General features: G+C 68.3%; 16 protein-coding genes. 4 read left to right on the top strand and 12 right to left on the bottom strand.

The annotated features are described in order from the left end of the window. The first annotated feature begins 3 nt into the window (after positions 1-3). Entirely contained in the window at positions 4-396 is a 393-nt protein-coding gene (locus tag HMJ39_RS04460) for a rhodanese-like domain-containing protein (RefSeq protein WP_194296435.1), read from the top strand. A 10-nt stretch (positions 397-406) separates the two neighbouring features. Here the strand turns inward: HMJ39_RS04460 and HMJ39_RS04455 are convergent, their stop codons facing one another. The 5 genes from HMJ39_RS04455 to HMJ39_RS04435 form a co-directional block, all read right to left on the bottom strand. Next, a complete protein-coding gene (locus HMJ39_RS04455; protein WP_194296434.1) occupies positions 407-1,528 on the bottom strand; it encodes an App1 family protein in 1,122 nt (373 codons plus the stop codon). Between the two features lie 6 nt (positions 1,529-1,534). Next, positions 1,535-2,587, bottom strand: a complete 1,053-nt coding sequence (locus HMJ39_RS04450) for a succinylglutamate desuccinylase/aspartoacylase family protein (RefSeq protein ID WP_161384547.1) — start codon at positions 2,585-2,587, stop codon at positions 1,535-1,537. Continuing rightward, positions 2,584-3,492 carry a 30S ribosomal protein S6--L-glutamate ligase gene (gene rimK / locus HMJ39_RS04445; RefSeq protein WP_161384548.1) on the bottom strand — a complete coding sequence of 303 codons (909 nt, stop codon included), beginning with the start codon at positions 3,490-3,492 and terminating at the stop codon, positions 2,584-2,586. Before rimK ends, HMJ39_RS04450 begins: the two co-directional genes overlap by 4 nt. After that, positions 3,489-3,923, bottom strand: a complete 435-nt coding sequence (locus HMJ39_RS04440) for an ATP-dependent zinc protease family protein (protein WP_194296433.1) — start codon at positions 3,921-3,923, stop codon at positions 3,489-3,491. The genes rimK and HMJ39_RS04440 overlap by 4 nt, the downstream gene beginning before the upstream one ends. Positions 3,924-4,058: 135 nt before the next feature. Then, a complete protein-coding gene (locus HMJ39_RS04435) occupies positions 4,059-5,282 on the bottom strand; it encodes an argininosuccinate synthase (RefSeq protein WP_194296432.1) in 1,224 nt (407 codons plus the stop codon). A gap of 109 nt (positions 5,283-5,391) precedes the next feature. Here HMJ39_RS04435 and rnt point away from each other — a divergent pair, with 109 nt between their 5' ends. Continuing rightward, a complete protein-coding gene (gene rnt, locus HMJ39_RS04430; protein WP_407645792.1) occupies positions 5,392-6,072 on the top strand; it encodes a ribonuclease T in 681 nt (226 codons plus the stop codon). Positions 6,073-6,130: 58 nt separating this feature from the next. On the opposite strand, the gene grxD is transcribed toward rnt, so the two are convergent. From grxD to HMJ39_RS04415, 3 genes are all read right to left on the bottom strand, one after another. Then, entirely contained in the window at positions 6,131-6,460 is a 330-nt protein-coding gene (gene grxD, locus HMJ39_RS04425; protein WP_161385484.1) for a Grx4 family monothiol glutaredoxin, read from the bottom strand. Between the two features lie 101 nt (positions 6,461-6,561). After that, on the bottom strand, positions 6,562-8,754 hold the full coding sequence (locus tag HMJ39_RS04420) for a TonB-dependent receptor family protein (RefSeq protein WP_228462144.1): 2,193 nt from the start codon (positions 8,752-8,754) through the stop codon (positions 6,562-6,564). A 113-nt stretch (positions 8,755-8,867) separates the two neighbouring features. Beyond that, positions 8,868-10,424 carry a hydantoinase B/oxoprolinase family protein gene (locus HMJ39_RS04415; protein WP_194296431.1) on the bottom strand — a complete coding sequence of 519 codons (1,557 nt, stop codon included), beginning with the start codon at positions 10,422-10,424 and terminating at the stop codon, positions 8,868-8,870. A gap of 154 nt (positions 10,425-10,578) precedes the next feature. On the opposite strand from HMJ39_RS04415, the gene HMJ39_RS04410 reads away from it, so the two are divergent. Then, positions 10,579-11,760, top strand: coding sequence for an aspartate aminotransferase family protein (locus HMJ39_RS04410; protein WP_194296430.1), 1,182 nt, complete (start codon positions 10,579-10,581; stop codon positions 11,758-11,760). Continuing rightward, the gene (gene argF, locus HMJ39_RS04405) at positions 11,757-12,668 is read left to right on the top strand and encodes an ornithine carbamoyltransferase (protein WP_194296429.1); all 912 of its coding nucleotides are present in this window, start codon (positions 11,757-11,759) and stop codon (positions 12,666-12,668) included. The genes HMJ39_RS04410 and argF overlap by 4 nt, the downstream gene beginning before the upstream one ends. Here the strand turns inward: argF and HMJ39_RS04400 are convergent. The 4 genes from HMJ39_RS04400 to HMJ39_RS04385 all read right to left on the bottom strand — a co-directional run bounded on the left by HMJ39_RS04400 (position 12,659) and on the right by HMJ39_RS04385 (position 18,237). After that, positions 12,659-13,789, bottom strand: a complete 1,131-nt coding sequence (locus HMJ39_RS04400) for a GGDEF domain-containing protein (RefSeq protein ID WP_194296428.1) — start codon at positions 13,787-13,789, stop codon at positions 12,659-12,661. The genes argF and HMJ39_RS04400 overlap by 10 nt on opposite strands. Continuing rightward, a complete protein-coding gene (locus HMJ39_RS04395) occupies positions 13,786-14,886 on the bottom strand; it encodes a GGDEF domain-containing protein (RefSeq protein ID WP_161385489.1) in 1,101 nt (366 codons plus the stop codon). The genes HMJ39_RS04400 and HMJ39_RS04395 overlap by 4 nt, the downstream gene beginning before the upstream one ends. 173 nt (positions 14,887-15,059) lie before the next feature. Next, positions 15,060-16,550 carry a glycerol kinase GlpK gene (gene glpK / locus HMJ39_RS04390; protein WP_161385490.1) on the bottom strand — a complete coding sequence of 497 codons (1,491 nt, stop codon included), beginning with the start codon at positions 16,548-16,550 and terminating at the stop codon, positions 15,060-15,062. 46 nt (positions 16,551-16,596) lie between these two features. Then, on the bottom strand, positions 16,597-18,237 hold the full coding sequence (locus HMJ39_RS04385) for an ATP-binding protein (RefSeq protein ID WP_194296427.1): 1,641 nt from the start codon (positions 18,235-18,237) through the stop codon (positions 16,597-16,599). Positions 18,238-18,246: the final 9 nt, after the last annotated feature.

Here is an 18,246-nt window from a genome sequence, read left to right as displayed (position 1 = left end):
GACATGGCTTTGAAACAAGGGGTGGCCACCCTGGTGGCCGCCGCCGAGGCGCGGATCGAACGGATCAGCGCCGAGCAGGCCCGGGATCTGCTGGACGACCCGGGCGTGCGCTTCGTGGACATCCGCGACGTGCGCGAGCTCAAGCGCGAGGGCACCCTGCCCGGCGCCCTGCACGCGCCGCGCGGCATGCTGGAATTCTGGGTGGATCCGGATTCCCCCTACCACAAACCCGACTTCGCCAGCGGCCAGCGCTTCGTGCTGTTCTGCGCCCTGGGCCACCGCTCGGCGCTGGCCACGGCGCAGCTCCAGGACATGGGCTTCGGGCCGGTGTGCGACATCGAGGGCGGCTTTGAGGGGTGGCGCGGTGCCGGCGGAAAGATCGAGAAGAAGAGTTAACTGTCCACTATCAACTGCGCCGGCTGCAGTCGGCGCGCACCTCCTCCAGCCCGTCGCGGGCGATGTAGCCGTGCCGGAAGGCATGCTGGGCCATCTCCAGGCTGTCCTTGGCGAGAATCATGTCGCAGCCCTGGGCGGCGACGCGCTCGGCCAGGGCCTGAATGGACTGGTCCCGGTCGCTGCCCCGGTGCACGTGGCGGATGTAGATGGCACGAACGCGGCCGGGGTATTGCTCCACCAGCTCGGCGTAGACCTCCGGATCGCGCTGGCCGCTGTCGCCGATGAGGATGAACGGCAGCCCGTCGTAGAGCGCCAGCATGCGGCGGATCAGCATGGCCTTGTGGTCCTTGGCGCGGATCGGCAGCGGCCGCTGCAGGGTCACGCCCCACTCGCGCAGGAACAGAATCGGGCCGTGGGGAATGCGGTTGAGGTGGAAGAATTCCTCCAGCACATCGTAGATGCTCCAGGGCCCCCGGGACACGTACAGCATGGGCCGGCGGCGCTCGCCGGTGTCGCCGTGGAACAGCGCCCGGTAGAACGCGGAGACCCCCGGAAAAGCGGTGCGGTGGCGGGCCTTGAGCACGAACAGCTGATACATCATGGTCAGCTTGCTGGCCACGCCGGTGTAGATCACGGTGTCGTCGATGTCGCTGATCACCGCGTGGTCCAGATCCCGGGGCGGGATGTAGAGGTCGGCGCTGGCTTCCACCGGCTCGCGCTCGCCCTCGCGCCGGCCCGGGTGCAGACGCAGCCGGGCCTGCTGCCAGAAGGCGCGGTCCGGCCAGTCCTCGTCCACGTCCAGGGTGACGTGGAAATAACCGTCGCGGTCGGTGATCACATCCACGCTGGCGGCGCCCACGGTCACCGTGAGGCGCGCATCGCGCACGCCCCAGCGCACCGTGCGGCGGACGATGTTGACGATGTCGTCGAGGGGGCCTTCCTTGAGGTTCAGGCCGATGCCGGGCTGGCGGAACACCCGCCCGATCAGGAACACCGAACGCCGCGAGCCATAGCCCCGGTAGGTCTGGATCACCCGCCCGCCGCGCCGCCCGCCCCGGCGCGCCGGACGCGCCAGGAACCGCAGCATCTTGCGCAGGCCGCGGTACAGCTTCCGTGGAGTGGGCAGGTTCATCGTTACCTATACGATCGGGGGTTCGCCGGCCAGGCCCGGGCCGCGTTCGATGTCGGAGGTGAACACCTCCAGGTCCTGGGCCACCTCGCGCACTTCCTCGAAGCGGGCGATGTGGTAGAGCGCCTCGCCCTCGTTGACCAGCGGCAGGTTGTTGCGGCCCACCAGGATACCGGCGCAGGGTGCCTCGATGGCCACGTCCTCGCCGCCGAACGGGCTGGAGATCCGGCCGATCAGCTGCCCCTTGCGCAACCAGGCGCCCAGCGCCACCAGCGGCAGGAACACGCCGTCGCGCTCCGCGCGCACCCAGCTTGAAGCGCGGGCGATGTTGGGTTCCAGAGGGTCCCGGGTGCGCCGCGATCCGGTCATGCGCAGGTACTGCATGACGTTGAGCACGCCCTTGACCCCGGCGCGGATACAGCTCTCGTCGAAGCGCAGCGCCTCGCCGGCCTCGTAGGTGATCACCGGAATGCCCTGGGCCTCCGCCACCTCGCGCAGGGTGCCCTCGCCGAGCACCGAATTGATCACCACCGGCACGCCGAAGGCGGCGGCCATGGCGGCGGTGTCGCCGTTGGACAGGTCGGCGCGGATCTGCGGCAGGTTGGCGCGGTGAATGGCGCCGGTGTGCAGGTCCACGGCGTGGGTGGCCCGGTCCAGCACCTGGGTCTTGAACTGCCAGGCCATGCGGGCCCCCAGGCTGCCGGTCTCGGAGCCGGGGAAGCAGCGGTTCAGATCCCGGCGGTCGGGCAGGTAGCGGGTCTTGTGAATAAAGCCGAACACGTTCACCACCGGCACCGCCAGCACCGTGCCGGACAGGCGCCGCAGGGCGGAGTGACGCAGCAGACGGCGAATGATCTCCACGCCGTTGAGCTCGTCGCCGTGGATGGCGGCGCTGACCAGCAGCACCGGGCCGGGGCGGCGGCCGTGGATCACGTGGATGGGCACGTTCAGGGGCGTCTGGGTGTAAAGCTGCGCCAGCGGCAGCTCCACCTTGGCGCGGGTGCCCGGTTGCACGGTGACGCCGTTGATCTCGAACGGGGCCACCTTGTCGCTACGACTCAACCCTTGGCTCCCTTGGTCTGGGTGCGGTTGGGCCGGGCGTTGGTCTCGATGAACTTGATCATCATGCCGGCCACGTCCTTGTTGGTGGCGGCCTCGATGCCTTCCAGCCCCGGCGAGGAGTTCACCTCCATCACCAGCGGGCCGTGGTTGGAGCGCAGAATGTCCACGCCGGCCACGTTGAGCCCCATGATGCGGGCGGCGCGCACCGCGGTGGCGCGCTCCTCCGGGGTGATGCGGATCAGGCTGGCGCTGCCGCCCCGGTGCAGGTTGGAACGGAATTCGCCGGGCAACGCCTGGCGCTTCATGGCGGCGATCACCTTGCCGCCCACCACGAAGCAGCGGATGTCGGCGCCGCCGGCTTCCTTGATGTATTCCTGCACCATCACCGACACGTTCAGGCCCATGAACGCCTCGATCACCGATTCCGCCGCCTTGCGGGTTTCCGCCAGCACCACGCCGATGCCCTGGGTGCCTTCCAGCATCTTGATCACCAGGGGCGCGCCGCCAACCATGTTGATCAGGTCGGGGATGTCATCCGGGGAGTGGGCGAAGCCGGTCACCGGCAGGCCCACGCCCTTGCGCGACAGCAGCTGCAGCGAGCGCAGCTTGTCCCGGGAGCGGGAAATGGCCACGGATTCGTTGACCGGGAACACGCCCATCATCTCGAACTGGCGCAGCACGGCGGTGCCGTACTGGGTGATGGAGGCCCCGATCCGCGGCACCACCGCGTCGAAGCCTTCCAGCACCTCGCCCTTGAAGTGGATCTCGGGCTTGTGCGACACCATGCTCATGTAGCAGCGCAGGGTGTCGATCACATGCATCTCGTGGCCCAGATCCTGCCCCGCCTGCACCATGCGGCGGGTGGAATAGAGATGTTTGTTCCGGGACAGAATCGCAATCTTCATGGTTGACGCTCGTTGCCGCCGAGTAAAAAGGACGCCTGGGGATGCACCACCAGCTGATCCATGGCGGTGCGCCCCAACAGCATGCGGAATTTCATGGTTTCCCGGTCGGTGAGAGTGACCTCCACCGGCCAGCGCCGCCCGCCCAGGGCGAGCAGCGTACGGATCACCGGCCGTTCCTCGCGGTGACCGCCGGAATCGGACACGACGCGCCGGTCCAGCAGGGGCGCCTCGCATTCCCGGACTTCGTCGGAGTCCTGAAACGGGTGGATGCGAAAGCGGACCCATTCGCGGCCGTCGCGCTCGAAGCTGCTCACCTCGAAGGCGTGCAGCGCCGAGGTACGCGCCCCGGTGTCCACTTTCAATTTGATCGCCTTGATTCCCAGCTCCGGGAGGCAGGCCCATTCGCGCCAGCCCACGGTGGTTGTGTTCATCCGGGCTTCCTGTTCCCCGCCATTGATGTACAGGCAGCGTACACAGGCCAGGCGGAGGGAACCAGAGCGTTAAACGGGTTTTTTCAGGGCGCGCTGGCGGACCGCGGCTTCAGCCGCGATCCCCGCGATCGCCGGTCAGGACAGCTTGCGGCCGTTCTTGGCGGCGATGCGCAGACGCAGGGCGTTGAGCTTGATGAAGCCCTCCGCGTCCTTCTGGTCGTAGGCGCCGGCATCGTCCTCGAAGGTGGCGATGGAGGCGTCGAACAGGCTGTCGTTCTCGGAGCGACGGCCCACCACGGTGGCGGCGCCCTTATACAACTTCATGCGCACTTCGCCGTTGACGTTTTCCTGGGTGGCGTCGATCAGCTTCTGCAGGGCCAGGCGCTCCGGCGCCCACCAGTAGCCGTTGTAGATCAGTTCGGCGTACTTGGGCATCACGGAATCCTTCAGGTGGGCGGATTCCCGGTCCAGGGTCAGCGACTCGATGGCGCGGTGCGCCGGCAGCATGATGGTGCCGCCGGGGGTTTCATAGCAGCCCCGGGACTTCATGCCCACGTAGCGGTTCTCGACGATGTCCAGGCGGCCGATGCCGTTGTCGCCGGCCAGCTTGTTGAGCTTGCTGAGCACGTCGGCGGGGCTCAGGCGCTCGCCATCGATGGCGACAATGTCGCCCTTCTCATAGGTCAGGGTGATGTAGGTGGGCGCGTCCGGCGCGGTTTCCGGGCTCACGCTCCAGCGCCACATCTCCTCTTCCGGCTCCCACCAGGGATCCTCCAGGTTGCCGCCCTCGTAGGAGATGTGCAGCAGATTGGCGTCCATGGAGTACGGGGACTTTTTCTTCTTGCCGGTGAAGTCCACGGGGATCTCGTGGTCCTCGCAGAACTGCATCAGCTTCTCGCGGGAATTCAGGTCCCACTCCCGCCATGGCGCGATCACCTGGATGCCCGGGGCCAGGGCGTAGGCGCCCAGCTCGAAGCGCACCTGGTCGTTGCCCTTGCCGGTGGCGCCGTGGGAAATGGCGTCGGCGCCGGTTTCCTCGGCGATCTCCACCAGCCGCTTGGCGATCAGCGGCCGGGCGATGGAGGTGCCCAACAGGTACTCGCCCTCGTAGAGGGTATTGGCGCGAAACATCGGGTACACGTAGTCGCGCACGAACTCCTCGCGCAGGTCCTCGATGTAGATTTCCTTCACGCCCATGGCCTGGGCCTTGGCGCGGGCGGGCTCCACTTCCTCGCCCTGACCGATATCGGCGGTGAAGGTAACCACCTCGCAGTCATAGGTTTCCTGCAACCACTTGACGATCACCGAAGTATCCAGGCCTCCGGAATAGGCCAGCACCACCTTCTTGATATCCGACATGCCACACTCCACGAACTGCTGTTACGAAAGCGGCGTATTGTACCCGCCGGGGTCCGCCGCCGTCACCTGTCCCGGGGGCCGGTAATGGGGTAGCATGAGCGCCGCTTTGATGGGAGATGGCATGAGCGACAAGCACCCTTCCCTGGCCTTGCGGTTCCGGGGATTCCTGCCCGTGGTGGTGGACGTGGAAACCGGCGGCTTCGATGCCCGCAACGACGCCCTGCTGGAAATCGCCGCGGTGTTGCTGGACATGGACGCCCGCGGTTACCTGCGTCCGTCCACCCGGGTGCACTTTCACGTGGACCCCTTCCCCGGCGCCAACATCGAACAGGCGGCGCTGGATTTCACCGGCATCGACCCGAACAACCCGCTGCGCGGCGCCGTGGACGAGGACACCGCCCTGAAGGGCGTGTTCGCGCCGGTGCGCAAGGCGATCAAGCAGCACGGCTGCAACCGGGCGGTGCTGGTGGGGCACAACAGCTTCTTTGATCAGGGCTTCCTGAACTCGGCGGCGGAGCGCAACGACGTCAAGCGCAACCCCTTCCACCCGTTCTCCAGCTTCGACACCGCCACCCTGGCCGGCCTGGTGTACGGCCAGACCGTGCTGGCCAAGGCCTGCGAGGCGGCGGGCATCGCCTTCAGCCAGCGCGACGCCCACTCGGCGCTCTACGACGCCACCCGCACCGCGGAGCTGTTCTGCTCCATGGTCAACCGCTTCCGGGACCTGGGCGGCTGGCCGCCGCCGCCGGCCGGCGACATGCCCCCCACCCTGGCCAACGCCCTGGATTGAAGCCCATAAAAAAGGCGCCGGATCGGCGCCTTTTTCGTGGACGGGGGCGGAAACGGGTTCAGGCGTCGCCTTCCACCGCCGCGTCGTCCACCAGCTCCTTGAGCTGACCGGAGCGGTACATTTCCATGATGATGTCGCAGCCGCCCACCAGCTCGCCGCCGATCCACAGCTGCGGATAGGTGGGCCAGTTGGCGAAGTCCTTCAGGGACTGGCGGATCTCCGGGGCTTCCAGAATGTTCACGTAAGCGAACGGCTTACCCACGCTGGTCATGGCTTCCACCACCTGGGCGGAGAAACCGCACTGGGGAAACTGGGGGGTGCCTTTCATGTACAGCAGCACCGGGTTCTTCGCGATCTGGTCCTTGATGACCTGAATCACATCGTCCATATAAACCACCTGTATACGGAATATCGTGGGCGCGAGTATAACACCCGCGCCGGAATGCGTAGAGGATGAGGGCGCCGCCCTCCACTTTCAAGCCGCGCCGGTCAGAAGGCGACCCGCACCCCCATGTAGGCGGTGCGCGGTGCGTTCGGGCGGGCGCCGTCGGGGGTTCGCGCGACAATTTCCTGGTCGTCCAGCAGGTTGTCCACCTTGGCGTAGACCTCCACGTCGCTGTTCAGGTAGTAGGAGGTGGCCAGATCCACCACCACCACGTCGTCGGTGCGGTCGAAGCGGTCCGAGCCCGGCCGGTCACAGGCGTTATTGATGCACATCTCGTCCACGTAGACGGTGGTCAGGTAGGCGCCCCACCGGGCGGGACGCTCCAGCCCCAGGGTCAGGCTGAGCTGGTTTTCCGGCAGATAGGGCAGTACATCACCGCTCATGACGCTGCCGTCATCGGCATCCTCGCTGATCTCGCCGTCGGTATAGGTATAGGCGAGGCGCACCGGAGCCTCCAGGCCCCGGCCCCGCCACAGGCGGCTGTTGATGCCCAGTTCCAGACCGTGCACCCGTGATTCACCGAAACTCTGCGAACCGCTGGTGTTGCCGTTGGGGCACGGCGCCGCCAGCGAGCAGTTGTTCACCGTGTTTTCGTAATCGCTGTGGAACGCCACCACATCGGCGCTGAAGCCCGGGGCCCAGTAACGGGCTCCGATCTCATAATTGAGGCTTTTCTCCGGATCGGTGCCGTCCAGGGAGGAGGCGCCGGGGGGCGCGAAGCCCTGGTGCACGCCGGCGAGCAGGGACCACTGGTCGCCCACCAGCCAGGTGGCGCCCAAGCCGGCCATGACCTCGTCCACCCGGTTGTCGACACGGCTGCTCACCGACGCCCGGCCCGGGTCCGCATAGCGTTTGGCCTCGGTTTCCACGTCCTCGTAGCGCAGGGAACCGGTGACGATCACATCCCCCAGGTACAGCTTGTCCACCAGCCAGGCGGACCAGGCATCCGCGGTCTCCACCCGATTGTCACCGCCGGTGGGCAGGATCACACCGGTGGGCACCAGCGCGCCGTCGATCTGATCAAAGGTATCCACCGGTTGGTAGCGGTCCACCTCATCACGGTGAAAGCGCAACCCGGCGACCATATCGTGGCGCACGCCGCCCCAGTCAAAACCGTGGGAGAGCTCGGTCTGAATCCCCTCGGCGGTGTACTCCCGGTTGTTGTTCTTCACCCTTACGTCGGTGACGTCCTGGCGGCCGTCCAGGATCGCCTGGGCCCCGCCCCCGCCATTGTTGGCGTCATCGAGAAGATCGCCGATGCCCTGCCCTCCGGCGGAGGCCACCTTGTACCAGTTGCGATTGAATTTATTGCGGTAGAGAGCGGTCTCCAGACGGCTGCGTTCGCCAAGCACCAGGTCATGGCGCAGCACGATGCCGTCGTGGTCGTTGTCCATCTGATCCCGCTCGCTGAGCCCATAGCGCCGGTTGGGGTTGGCGTCGAAGTCCCGGTCGGTGAGCCCCAGATAAGTCTCATCGGAGACCTCGCTGGAATGGGACAGCTTCAGCTCAAAGGCCTGCTTCACGGCGGCGTCGGCGGCGGCGGTCCACCTCAGCTTGGCCACATAGTCGCTCTTGTCATAGCCGGTGCCACGATTGGAGCGATCAATGTCCTTGAACCCATCGCTGGCCTGCTGATGGGTCTCCAGCAGAAAGCCCCACTGCCCCTCGGTGGCGCCGTACCAGAAATGGCCGCGCCGGTGGCGGTCCTCGCCGGCCTCCAGCTGGATCCGGCCGGCGCGCCCGGCGGGAATCGGCGTGGACAGGAAGTTGATCGCGCCACCCACGGTGAAAGGCCCATAGCGCAAGGTGTCCGGCCCCTTGAGCACCTCGATGCCGCTGAAACGCCCGGCGCTGGGGAAATAATAGGCCGCCGGCGCCGCGTAGGGGGCCGGGGCCATCAGGATGCCGTCTTCCATCATCGAGACCCGGTCCGAGCGGGACGTGCCGGTACCGCGAATGCCGATATTGGGACGCAGGCCAAAGCCATCCTCCTCGCGCACATAGACGCCGGGCACATCGCGCAACATGCGATGCACATCGGTGTATTCCTTGCGTTCCAGATCTTCCTCGGAAAGCACGTAGGCGGAACCGGCCAGGCTGAAGGTGTCGCTGGAGGGGCCGATGATCTCCACCGCCGGCAGACGATGGGGCTCGGCGGCCACCGCGCCCGCGAACATCAAGGCCGGCACGCCACCGAGCCAATGGAGAAGCCCCGACACGGGCTGTGATTTCGTCATTATCCTTTCCCCATGGTGTCCATGTTTCGTAAAACGGTTGTCACAAACACCGGGGAAGATAATGAAACTGATTCTTGTTACCAGGTAGTTACTTGACGCTTCACGTGCCCATGTCAGACCCGGCCGTACCCGCCCCCGCCGGGGGAAGCCAGCCATAGCCGGTCGCCGCCGGCGGCGTACCCGGAATACTTGGGCGGCAGGGGCCGGCCGTTAAGGCGGTTCTCACCGGCGGCGCCGGGCGCCCCGCCGGCCAGGCCCCAGGGCCGGTGACGGCGACGCTCGGTGAGCAGGGTGAAGCGCGCCGGCCCCAGGAACTCCAGTTCCCGCTCAATACCATCGCCGCCCCGGTGATGACCGGCGCCGCCGCTGCCGCGCCGCAGGGCGTAGCGCCACACCCGCAGCGGATAGTGCTCCTCCACGCTCTCGATGGGCGTGTTGAGGGTGTTGGTCATGTGGCTGTGCACCGCCGACAGGCCGTCGCCGGCGGCGTGGGCGCCCATGCCGCCGGCCATGGTCTCGTAATAGTCCCAGGGGTGCTCGCCGCCCTCGCCCATGGCCAGGTTATTCATGGTGCCCTGGCTGGCCGCCGGAATCGCCTCCGGCAGGGCGTTCGCCAGGGCGCCGAGCACCACGTCGACGATGCGCGAGCTGGTTTCCACGTTGCCGGCGGCCACCGCGCCGGGCCGGCGGGCGTTGACCAGACTGCCCTCCGGGGCCGCCAGGGTGATCGGCCGGAACAGGCCGGCGCAGGACGGCGCGTCGTCGGGCAGCAGGCAGCGGAAGCCGTACCAGGCCGCCGCCGCGGCCACCGACAGCGGGCAGTTGATGTTGCCGGCCACCTGGTCGGCGGTACCGGTGAAATCCAGGTGGGCGCGGTCGCCGTCCACGGTGAGGGTGACCGCGATGGCGATGTCCTGCTGGCCCTGGCCGTCGTCGTCCATCCAGTCGGTGAAGTGGTAGGCGCCGTCCGCCAGGTGGGCGAGCCGCTGGCGCATGCGCCGCTCGCCGTAGTCGTTGAGGGCGGCCAGAGCGGTTTCCAGCGCCGCCGGACCGCGCTCGGCGATCAGCGCCGCCAGTCGCCGGGCGCCGGCCTGGCAGGCGCTGGCCTGGGCGGCGAAATCGGCGAACCGGGGCACATCCAGCGGCGCCCCGGTGGCCGCCGGGTCCGGTTCCAGGCCGGCCAGCTGGCGGCACAGGGGCAGTTGCCAGTCGCCGGCGCGCTTGAGCCACTGCGGCGCGATCACCAGCCCTTCCTCCTCCAGCGTGCGCGATACCGGCATGGAACCGGGGCTGCTGGCGCCGATGTTGGCGTGGTGGGCGCGGGTAACGGTGAAGGCACGCGGGGCGCCGTCCACGAACACCGGGGCCACCACGGTGACGTCCGGCAGATGGGTGCCGCCCAGGTAGGGATCGTTGACCACCAGCAGGTCGCCGGGCCGCCATTCGCGGCCTTCCACCAGATCGGCCATGGCGTAGGCCATGGAACCCAGGTGCACCGGAATGTGCGCCGCCTGGGCGCACAGGCCGCCGCCGGCGTCGAAGATGGCGCAGGAGAAGTCGAGGCGGTCCTTGATGTTCGGCGACAGGGCACTGGCGCGCAGCAGGGCCCCCATCTCGTCGCAGATGCCGGCCAGGCGGTTGGCGAAAATGCTCAATTGAATCGGGTCCATGGGGTCCTCCGTCGCCATCGCGGCCCAAGCCGCTCCTACCGGGCGGGCGCGGCGACCGCCGCGATCCAGCCAATTGCGTCCTATCCCGCGCGCCAGTATTATCCACAATCCACCCGGCAGCCAAGGCTGCCGTTTTTCGTTTGGTGAGAAAGAAATGAGCGAGCAGTTTCTGATCCCCACCTACGCCCGCCAGCCGGTCGCCTTCGAGCGCGGCGAGGGCGTATGGCTTTACGACCAGGCCGGCGAGCGTTATCTGGACGCGGTATCCGGCATCGCCGTGTGCAACCTGGGCCACGCCCATCCGGCGGTGACCCGCGCCCTGGCCGACCAGGCCGGCCGCCTGGTGCATACGTCAAACCTGTACCGGATTCCGGTGCAGGAGGCCCTGGCCGAGCGCCTGTGCCGCCTGAGCGGCATGGAGAAGGTGTTCTTCTCCAACTCCGGCGCCGAGGCCAACGAGGCGGCGGTCAAGCTGGCGCGCCTGCACGGCCACCGCCGTGGCGTCGACAAGCCGGTGGTGCTGGTGATGGAGAACAGCTTCCACGGCCGCACCCTGGCGACCCTGTCCGCCACCGGCAACGCCAAGGTGAAGGAAGGCTTCGAGCCGCTGGTGGAGGGCTTCCGTACCCTGCCCTACGGCGATCTGGCGGCCCTGGACCGGGCCCTGGACGAACCCGACGTGGTGGCGGTGCTGGCCGAGCCGATCCAGGGCGAAGGCGGCGTGCGCCTGCCCGACGACGGCTTCCTGGCCGGGTTGCGCGAACGCTGCGACCGCCACGGCCTGCTGCTCATGCTCGATGAAATCCAGACCGGCAATGGCCGCACCGGCAGCTACTTCGCCTGCCAGCGCCAGGGCGTGGTGCCCGACGTGCTGACCACCGCCAAGGGCCTGGGCAACGGCTTCCCGATCGGCGCCTGCCTGGTGGCCGGCGCCGCCACCGAACTGTTCGGCCCGGGCAGCCACGGCAGCACCTTCGGCGGCAACCCGCTGGGCTGCGCCACCGCCCTGGCGGTGGTGGACGCGCTGGAAGCGGTGATCCCGGAGGTGGACGCCAAGGGCGAGCGGCTGCGCGCCGCCCTGCGCGACGGCCTCGCCGACCTGCCCATGGTCACCGAGGTACGCGGACGCGGCCTGATCATCGGCCTGCAGCTGGACCGCCCCTGCGCGGAGCTGGTGGGCCGGGCCCGGGAAGCGGGCCTGCTGATCAACGTCACCGCCGGTTCCGTGGTGCGCCTGCTGCCGCCGCTGATCATCGACGACCGGGAACTGACCTTCCTCGCCGACACCCTGATTCGGGTGATCCACGATTTCGCCCGCGACCTGGAGGGCCCATGAGCACCCGTCATTTCCTTACCCTGATGGACCTGACGCCCAAGGAGCTGGGTTACCTGATCCAGCGCGCCGTGGAACTGAAAACCATGCTGCACACGGGCCAGTTCCATGAACCCCTGCGCGGCAAGACCCTGGGCATGATCTTCGAGAAGTCCTCCACCCGCACACGGGTGTCCTTCGAGGTGGCCATGACCCAGTTCGGCGGCGCCAGCGTGTTCCTGTCGCCCCGCGATACCCAGCTGGGCCGCGGCGAGCCGGTGGAGGATTCCGCCCGGGTGCTCTCGCGCATGGTCGACGTGGTGATGATCCGCACCTTCGATCACGCCACCGTGGAAACCTTCGCCGGCTACTCCCGGGTGCCGGTGATCAATGCCCTCACCGACCAGTTCCATCCCTGCCAGCTGCTCGCCGACATGCAGACCTACGTGGAGCATCGCGGCGCCATCGAAGGCAAGAAGGTGGCCTGGATCGGCGACGGCAACAACATGTGCGCCAGCTACATCAACGCCGCCGAGCAGTTCGGCTTCGAGCTGGTGGTGTCCTGCCCGGAGGGCTTCGAGCCGCCGCCGGAACTGGTGGCGGAGTTCGCCCACCGGGTGACCCTGGAACCGGATCCGGCCAAGGCCGTGGCCGGCGCCCATCTGGTGTCCACCGACGTGTGGGCCTCCATGGGCCAGGAAGAGGAACAGGCGGAACGGGCGCGGCGCTTCGCCGACTACCAGGTGAGCCCGGCGCTGATGGACCACGCCGACCCGGAGGCGCTGTTCATGCACTGCCTGCCCGCCCACCGTGGCGAGGAAATCAGCCACGACATGCTGGACGACCCCCGTTCAGTGGTCTGGGATCAGGCGGAAAACCGGCTGCACGCGCAGAAGGCGCTGCTCGAGTTCCTGGTCGCCGGTCAGGGCTGAACCTCGCGGCGGACCCGGTCGCGGCCACTGCTCTTGGCCAGATAGAGCGCGTGGTCGGCCCGGGCCAGCAGCTGGTCGATGGTCTCGCCCACCCGATAGCTGGCCACCCCGGCGGACAGGCTCACCTTGGGCGGCCCGTTGAGGGCCCGGAAACTCCGTTCCCCCCAGCGCCGGCGCAACCGCTCGGCCACCAGCTCGGCGCCGTCCAGATCGCTCTGCGGCAGCACCAGAATGAACTCCTCGCCGCCTAGCCGGGCCAGGTAATCCCCCTCGCGCAGATCCGCCAGGGCGTGCTCGGCGAAGTCGCGTAGCACCCGGTCGCCCCAGCCGTGACCGAAGGCGTCGTTGATCGCCTTGAAGTAATCCAGGTCCACGTAGCACACCGAGAACGGATAGATGCCGCTGTCCGCCAGCCCCTTCTGCCGCTCCAACACCTCCATGATGTGGCGCCGGTTGAACAGGCCGGTGAGGTCATCGCGGATCGCCAGGTCGCGCACCTGCTCCAGGGCGTCCGCCAGGGCCAGATTCTTCACCGCCAACCGCCGCCGCAGGCCGTTCACGCCGCTGCCGGTGACCGCGAAACTCAGGCTCACCAGGGAAAACACCAGCCACATCAGGGCCTCCAGCACCGGGCTCACGCGCACCCCGTGGAGCGACCAGGCCAGGGTCAGCATGACCGCGTAGCCGAGGCTGGCGAGCAGCGCCAGCACCAGCAGGGCGCCGGCGCCAAGCCGGAACGACACCAGCAGCAGCAGCGGGAAGAACAGCATCAGCGCGCTGATGCGCGCCTCGTCCAGGCCGTAGGCGGTGACCAGGAAGGTGCACAGCAACAGCGTCGCCATGGGAAACGACAGGCTCGGCTCGCGCCACTCCGCGGTGACACCGCTTTCCAGGAACAGCAAGTAGAGCATGGCGCTACCGGCGAGCACCGCCAGCAGCCCCCACAACACCGGCGCCGGCAGATGCAGCGCGCCCATCCACCACAGCAGCATGGTGAGCAGGGCGTGCAAACCGGACACCGACACCAGGGCGCGGCCATGGCGGCGCAGCAGACGCTGCTCGTTGACGGTCAGCCGGCGCACCCGGCGCCACTCACCGTCCTTGATCCCGCCGTCCTTCATGGCGGCCCCTCGATCACGATGCGGTCCCGGCCGCCGGTCTTGGCCTGATAGAGCAGCCGGTCGGCCCGGGCCAGCACCTGGTCCGGGCTCTCCGTGGCGCCCACCACGGTGAGCCCCACGGAAGCGGTCACTTCCAGGGCCGGCGCCGCCATGAACCGCTGGGCGCGCAGCGCCGTCATCAGGCCTTCCACGGTGGCGCGGGCCTGGGCCAGATCCAGCACCGGCAGCACCAGCAGGAACTCCTCGCCGCCCAGCCGCGCGGCCAGATCCTTTTCACCCAGGTAACGGCGGGTCAGGTCGGCGAAGCGCATCAGCACCCGGTCGCCGAACAGGTGGCCATGGCGGTCGTTGATGCGCTTGAAATGATCCAGGTCGACGAACGCCACCGCCAGCAAGAAGGCGCCCCGGCGCGCCTGGCCACAGCTCTTGGCGAGCAGTTCCATGGCATGGCGACGGGAGTACAGGCCGGTGAGCTCGTCCTTCACCGCCAGGTCCTGAATCCGTTCCAGCAGTTCGGAGAGCTGGCCGTTGCGCTGGCGCAGCCGCAGGCGGATGGTGGAGATCTCGCTGGCCAGCAACACCATGGCCAGGGTGGTGAAGGCGAACAGCAGCCACTGACTCCAGGCGGCGGCGGGCCGGGTCAAATCCCCCTGCAGGCGCAGCGACAGCAACACCAGCCCGTAGCCGGCCACGGCCACCACGGCGGCCCGCGCCACCGCGCGCCGGCGCACCCGGAACACGCCCTGGTGCAGCACCGCGAAGAAGAAGGTCATCACCGCCAGCTGGGCCTGCTCCACGAACACCACGGAGAGCAGCAGCACCAGGGTCGACCAGATCATCAGGGGTTCGGTCATGGCCGGGTCGCGCAGGCGCCGGTTGGCGCCGCTCTGCGCGAAGGCAAGCAAGGCCAGGTGGCCGCCCCAGATCACCGCGAACAGGCGCCAGAAAGCATTCTCGCCGCCACGGAAGAAGCCCCATTGCAGCGTCAGCCAGCACACCAGGGTGTGGGCCGCGCCGCCCACCAGCAAAGCGAACGCCAGCCGGCGCAGGTAGAATTCCTGGCGCCGGTCGGGCGCCGTGCAGCGCCATCCGCGCATACGCTCCTTCCCCCAAGGCCATGATGCACAACGAACCGGCGCTCAACGCAAACGTCCCCGGCCCGTGACGCCAGGCGTCACGGGGGGCTAGGAATGATGGATCGACAGGACACCGGCAACTTTCGCCGATGATAATTAAAAATGTGCGTCAAATCACATTTTTGGTCGGGAATTCACCGCCGACTATCCGAACACACACGCTGAACCGCTTCACACCAACCCTGATAACGGCGTTCGCGCTCCGCTTCGTCCAGGGCCGGCTCGAAGGCCCGATCGCGCTGCCAGTGCTCGGCCACCGCCGGCAGATCATCGAACCAGCCCACGCCCAGGCCGGCCAGGTAGGCGGCGCCCAGGGCGGTGGTTTCGGTGACCCGGGGCCGGTCCACGCGCACGCCGAGCACGTCGGCCAGGGTCTGGCTGAGCCAGTTGTTGACCACCATGCCACCGTCCACGCGCAGGGCGGTGGGCCGGCGCCCACAATCCGCCGCCATCGCTTCCAGCAGGTCCCGGGACTGATAACAGACCGCCTCGAGACCGGCGGTGACCACCTCGGCGATGCCGGTGTCCCGGGTCAGCCCGAGCAGGGCGCCGCGGGCGTGGGGGTCCCACCAGGGCGCCCCCAGGCCGGTGAACGCCGGCACCAGATAGACGCCGCCGGCGGAGCCCACCCGGCGCGCCAGGGCCTCGGTCTCGCTGGCGTGGGAAATCAGGTTGAGGCCGTCGCGCAGCCACTGGATGGCGGCGCCGGCGACGAAGATGGAGCCTTCCAGGGCATAGGTGGTGCGTCCGTTCAGGCGGTAGCCCACGGTGGTCAGCAGGCGGTTGTCCGAATGCACCGCCTGGCCGGTGTTCATGACCATGAAGCAACCGGTGCCGTAGGTGCTTTTCACCATGCCCGGCTCGAAACAGGCCTGCCCCACCAGGGCCGCCTGCTGGTCACCGGCGATGCCCGCCACCGGCACCGGGGCGCCCAGCAGGCCGGTGTCGGTGCGGCCGAACTCGCCGGCGCTGTCACGCACCTCCGGCAGCAGCGAGGCGGGAATGTCGAACAACGCCAGCAACTCCGGGTCCCAGCGTTGTTCATGGATGTTGAACAGCAGGGTCCGCGAGGCGTTGGTGGCGTCGGTGGCGTGCACCCGGCCGTGGGTGAGCTTCCACAGCAACCAGCAGTCGATGGTGCCGAACGCCAGCTCGCCGGCCTCGGCGCGGCGCCGGGCGCCGTCCACGTTGTCCAGCAGCCAGCCCAGCTTGGTGGCGGAGAAATAGGGGTCCAGCAGCAGGCCGGTGCGCGCGCGCACCGGTTCCTCGTGGCCGCCGTCCTTGAGGGCCTGGCAGCGGTCGGCGGTGCGCCGGTCCTGCCAGACGATGGCCCGGGCCAGGGGCTCGCCGGTGTGGCGGTCCCAGAGCACCGTGGTTTCGCGCTGGTTGGTGATGCCGATGCCGGCCAGGTCGGCGGCTTCCACGCCGGCGTTGCGCAGCGCCTGGCGGCACAGCGTCAGAGCGTCGTTCCAGATCTCCATGGCGTCGTGCTCGACCCAGCCGTCGCGGGGGAAATGCTGACGGAATTCCTTCTGCGCCTGGCCCACGGCTTCCCCGTGGCGGTCGAACACGATGGCGCGGGAGCTGGTGGTGCCCTGGTCGATGGCGAGAAGGTAGGAAGCCATGCTCATTCCCTTTTTGTCGTTTGCATAAGCGTTCGTGGGAGCGGCTTCAACCGCTTTGCTGAAGGCCCCGGCGGCGGCCCAGCACGTGCTGTTTTTGCTGGTGACGGGGCAGGATGACACGAAAGCGCGCGCCGCCCCATTCGCTTTCGGAGATCTGAATCGCGCCGCCGTGCCAATCGACCACCCGCTTGACGATGGACAGCCCCAGGCCGTAGCCGCCGCTGGCCCGGTGGCGGCTCTTGTCGAGGCGGGCGAAGGGCTTGAACACCCGCTCGCGCTGGTGCTCGGGAATGCCCTTGCCGTCGTCGTCCACGTCCAGCACCACCCGGTCGCCCTCCTCGCTCAGGGTCATGCGCACCCGGCTGTTGGCGTAGCGCAGGGCGTTGGTGACCAGGTTCTGCAGGATGCGGTGCAGATAGCGCGGGTCACCGTCCAGGGTCAGGTCCTCGGCGCCGGCCACCTCCACCGCGATCTCGCCGCGAATGCCGTCCAGCTCGGCGGCCAGCTGCTCGCAGATTTCGCGCACGTACACCGGCTGGAACTCAATGTTGGGGGTGCCCTCTTCCAGGCGCGCGTAAGTGAGAATCTCGTCGATCAGGCGGTCGAGCTGGTCGATGTCCTTGTCCAGGGCGTTGAGCTTGTCCCGGCGCTCCTCGGCGGATTCGCAGTCGGCCAGCATTTCCAGCCCGAAACGCAACCGCGCCACCGGGGTGCGCAACTCGTGGGACACCGCCCGGGTCATCTCCCGCTGGGCCTCGATCAGACGCCGGATGTGGGCGGTCATGCCGTTGAAGGTTTCCGCCACCTGGCCGATGGGGTCGTTGCCGGGAATGTCCGCGTAGGCCCCCAGATCGCCACTGCCCAGGCGCTTCACCGCCCGGTCCAGGCGCCGCAACCGGGTCTGCAGCGGGCGCACCTGCAGGTAGGTGGACACCGCCACCATCAGCAGCGCCAGCACCCCGGCGATGCTCAGCAACTGCCAGGGAAACTGGTCGAACAGATGCAGCGGCCCCATGACCAGCACCCGGGGATCGCCGGCGTCGTCGTCCACCGGCACCAGGACCCGCACGCCGGCGTCGCGGCGGGTACTGTCGGACAGCGACAGCACCACCTCGTCGCGGCCCAGCCGGCTGCGCTGCTCGCCGTCCAGCTCCAGGCTGGACTGGCGCCGCAGCACCAGCGGATAGCCGAATTCCCGGTTCAGCTCGGCGAGCGCCTCGTCCCAACGGGCCCGGGGCCGGGCGCGCAGATGGTCGAGCACCAGCTGGGCGGTGGCGCGGGCCTGCTGCTCGGACAAGCGGCTCAGCCGCGCGCGCAGGTAAAGACCGTCGGTGGGCAGCCGGTAGAGCACGGTGACGGTGTTACCGTCCGGCTCGCCGCGCAGCACCACCCGCTGGTCCCCCAGGTGCAGGGCCTCCCGGTAGGAGAGCTCCAGACTCTCGCCGGTGCGCGCCTCCACCGGCGCGCCGAACAGGCGGGTCAGCGCCAGCGAACGGGCCTGGCGGCCGGCCTCGTCCAGGCCCCGGTAGCTCTCCGCCATCAGGTGGAAGGTGCCCTTGGCCATGCGTTCGCGGTAAAGCAGGGAGCGGTAATCGTTGACCAGCTCCACGCCGGCGTAGGTGAGCGCGCCGATGATCAGCAGCGCCACCAGGATACCGCCGTAGATGCGGACGAAGATGCTGTTCAAGGAATTCCC

This window comes from Alloalcanivorax profundimaris (assembly GCF_015265435.1).
Taxonomy (GTDB): domain Bacteria; phylum Pseudomonadota; class Gammaproteobacteria; order Pseudomonadales; family Alcanivoracaceae; genus Alloalcanivorax; species Alloalcanivorax profundimaris.
This window is presented reverse-complemented; position numbering and strand designations above follow the sequence as displayed.

Coding starts and splice junctions, on each gene's coding strand:
- HMJ39_RS04460 (WP_194296435.1), top strand. CDS start 4: ATGGCTTTGAAACAAGGGGTGGCCACCCTGGTGGCCGCCGCCGAGGCG.
- HMJ39_RS04455 (WP_194296434.1), bottom strand. CDS start 1,528: ATGAACCTGCCCACTCCACGGAAGCTGTACCGCGGCCTGCGCAAGATG.
- rimK (WP_161384548.1), bottom strand. CDS start 3,492: ATGAAGATTGCGATTCTGTCCCGGAACAAACATCTCTATTCCACCCGC.
- HMJ39_RS04440 (WP_194296433.1), bottom strand. CDS start 3,923: ATGAACACAACCACCGTGGGCTGGCGCGAATGGGCCTGCCTCCCGGAG.
- HMJ39_RS04435 (WP_194296432.1), bottom strand. CDS start 5,282: ATGTCGGATATCAAGAAGGTGGTGCTGGCCTATTCCGGAGGCCTGGAT.
- rnt (WP_407645792.1), top strand. CDS start 5,392: ATGGGAGATGGCATGAGCGACAAGCACCCTTCCCTGGCCTTGCGGTTC.
- grxD (WP_161385484.1), bottom strand. CDS start 6,460: ATGGACGATGTGATTCAGGTCATCAAGGACCAGATCGCGAAGAACCCG.
- HMJ39_RS04420 (WP_228462144.1), bottom strand. CDS start 8,754: ATGACGAAATCACAGCCCGTGTCGGGGCTTCTCCATTGGCTCGGTGGC.
- HMJ39_RS04415 (WP_194296431.1), bottom strand. CDS start 10,424: ATGGACCCGATTCAATTGAGCATTTTCGCCAACCGCCTGGCCGGCATC.
- HMJ39_RS04410 (WP_194296430.1), top strand. CDS start 10,579: ATGAGCGAGCAGTTTCTGATCCCCACCTACGCCCGCCAGCCGGTCGCC.
- argF (WP_194296429.1), top strand. CDS start 11,757: ATGAGCACCCGTCATTTCCTTACCCTGATGGACCTGACGCCCAAGGAG.
- HMJ39_RS04400 (WP_194296428.1), bottom strand. CDS start 13,789: ATGAAGGACGGCGGGATCAAGGACGGTGAGTGGCGCCGGGTGCGCCGG.
- HMJ39_RS04395 (WP_161385489.1), bottom strand. CDS start 14,886: ATGCGCGGATGGCGCTGCACGGCGCCCGACCGGCGCCAGGAATTCTAC.
- glpK (WP_161385490.1), bottom strand. CDS start 16,550: ATGGCTTCCTACCTTCTCGCCATCGACCAGGGCACCACCAGCTCCCGC.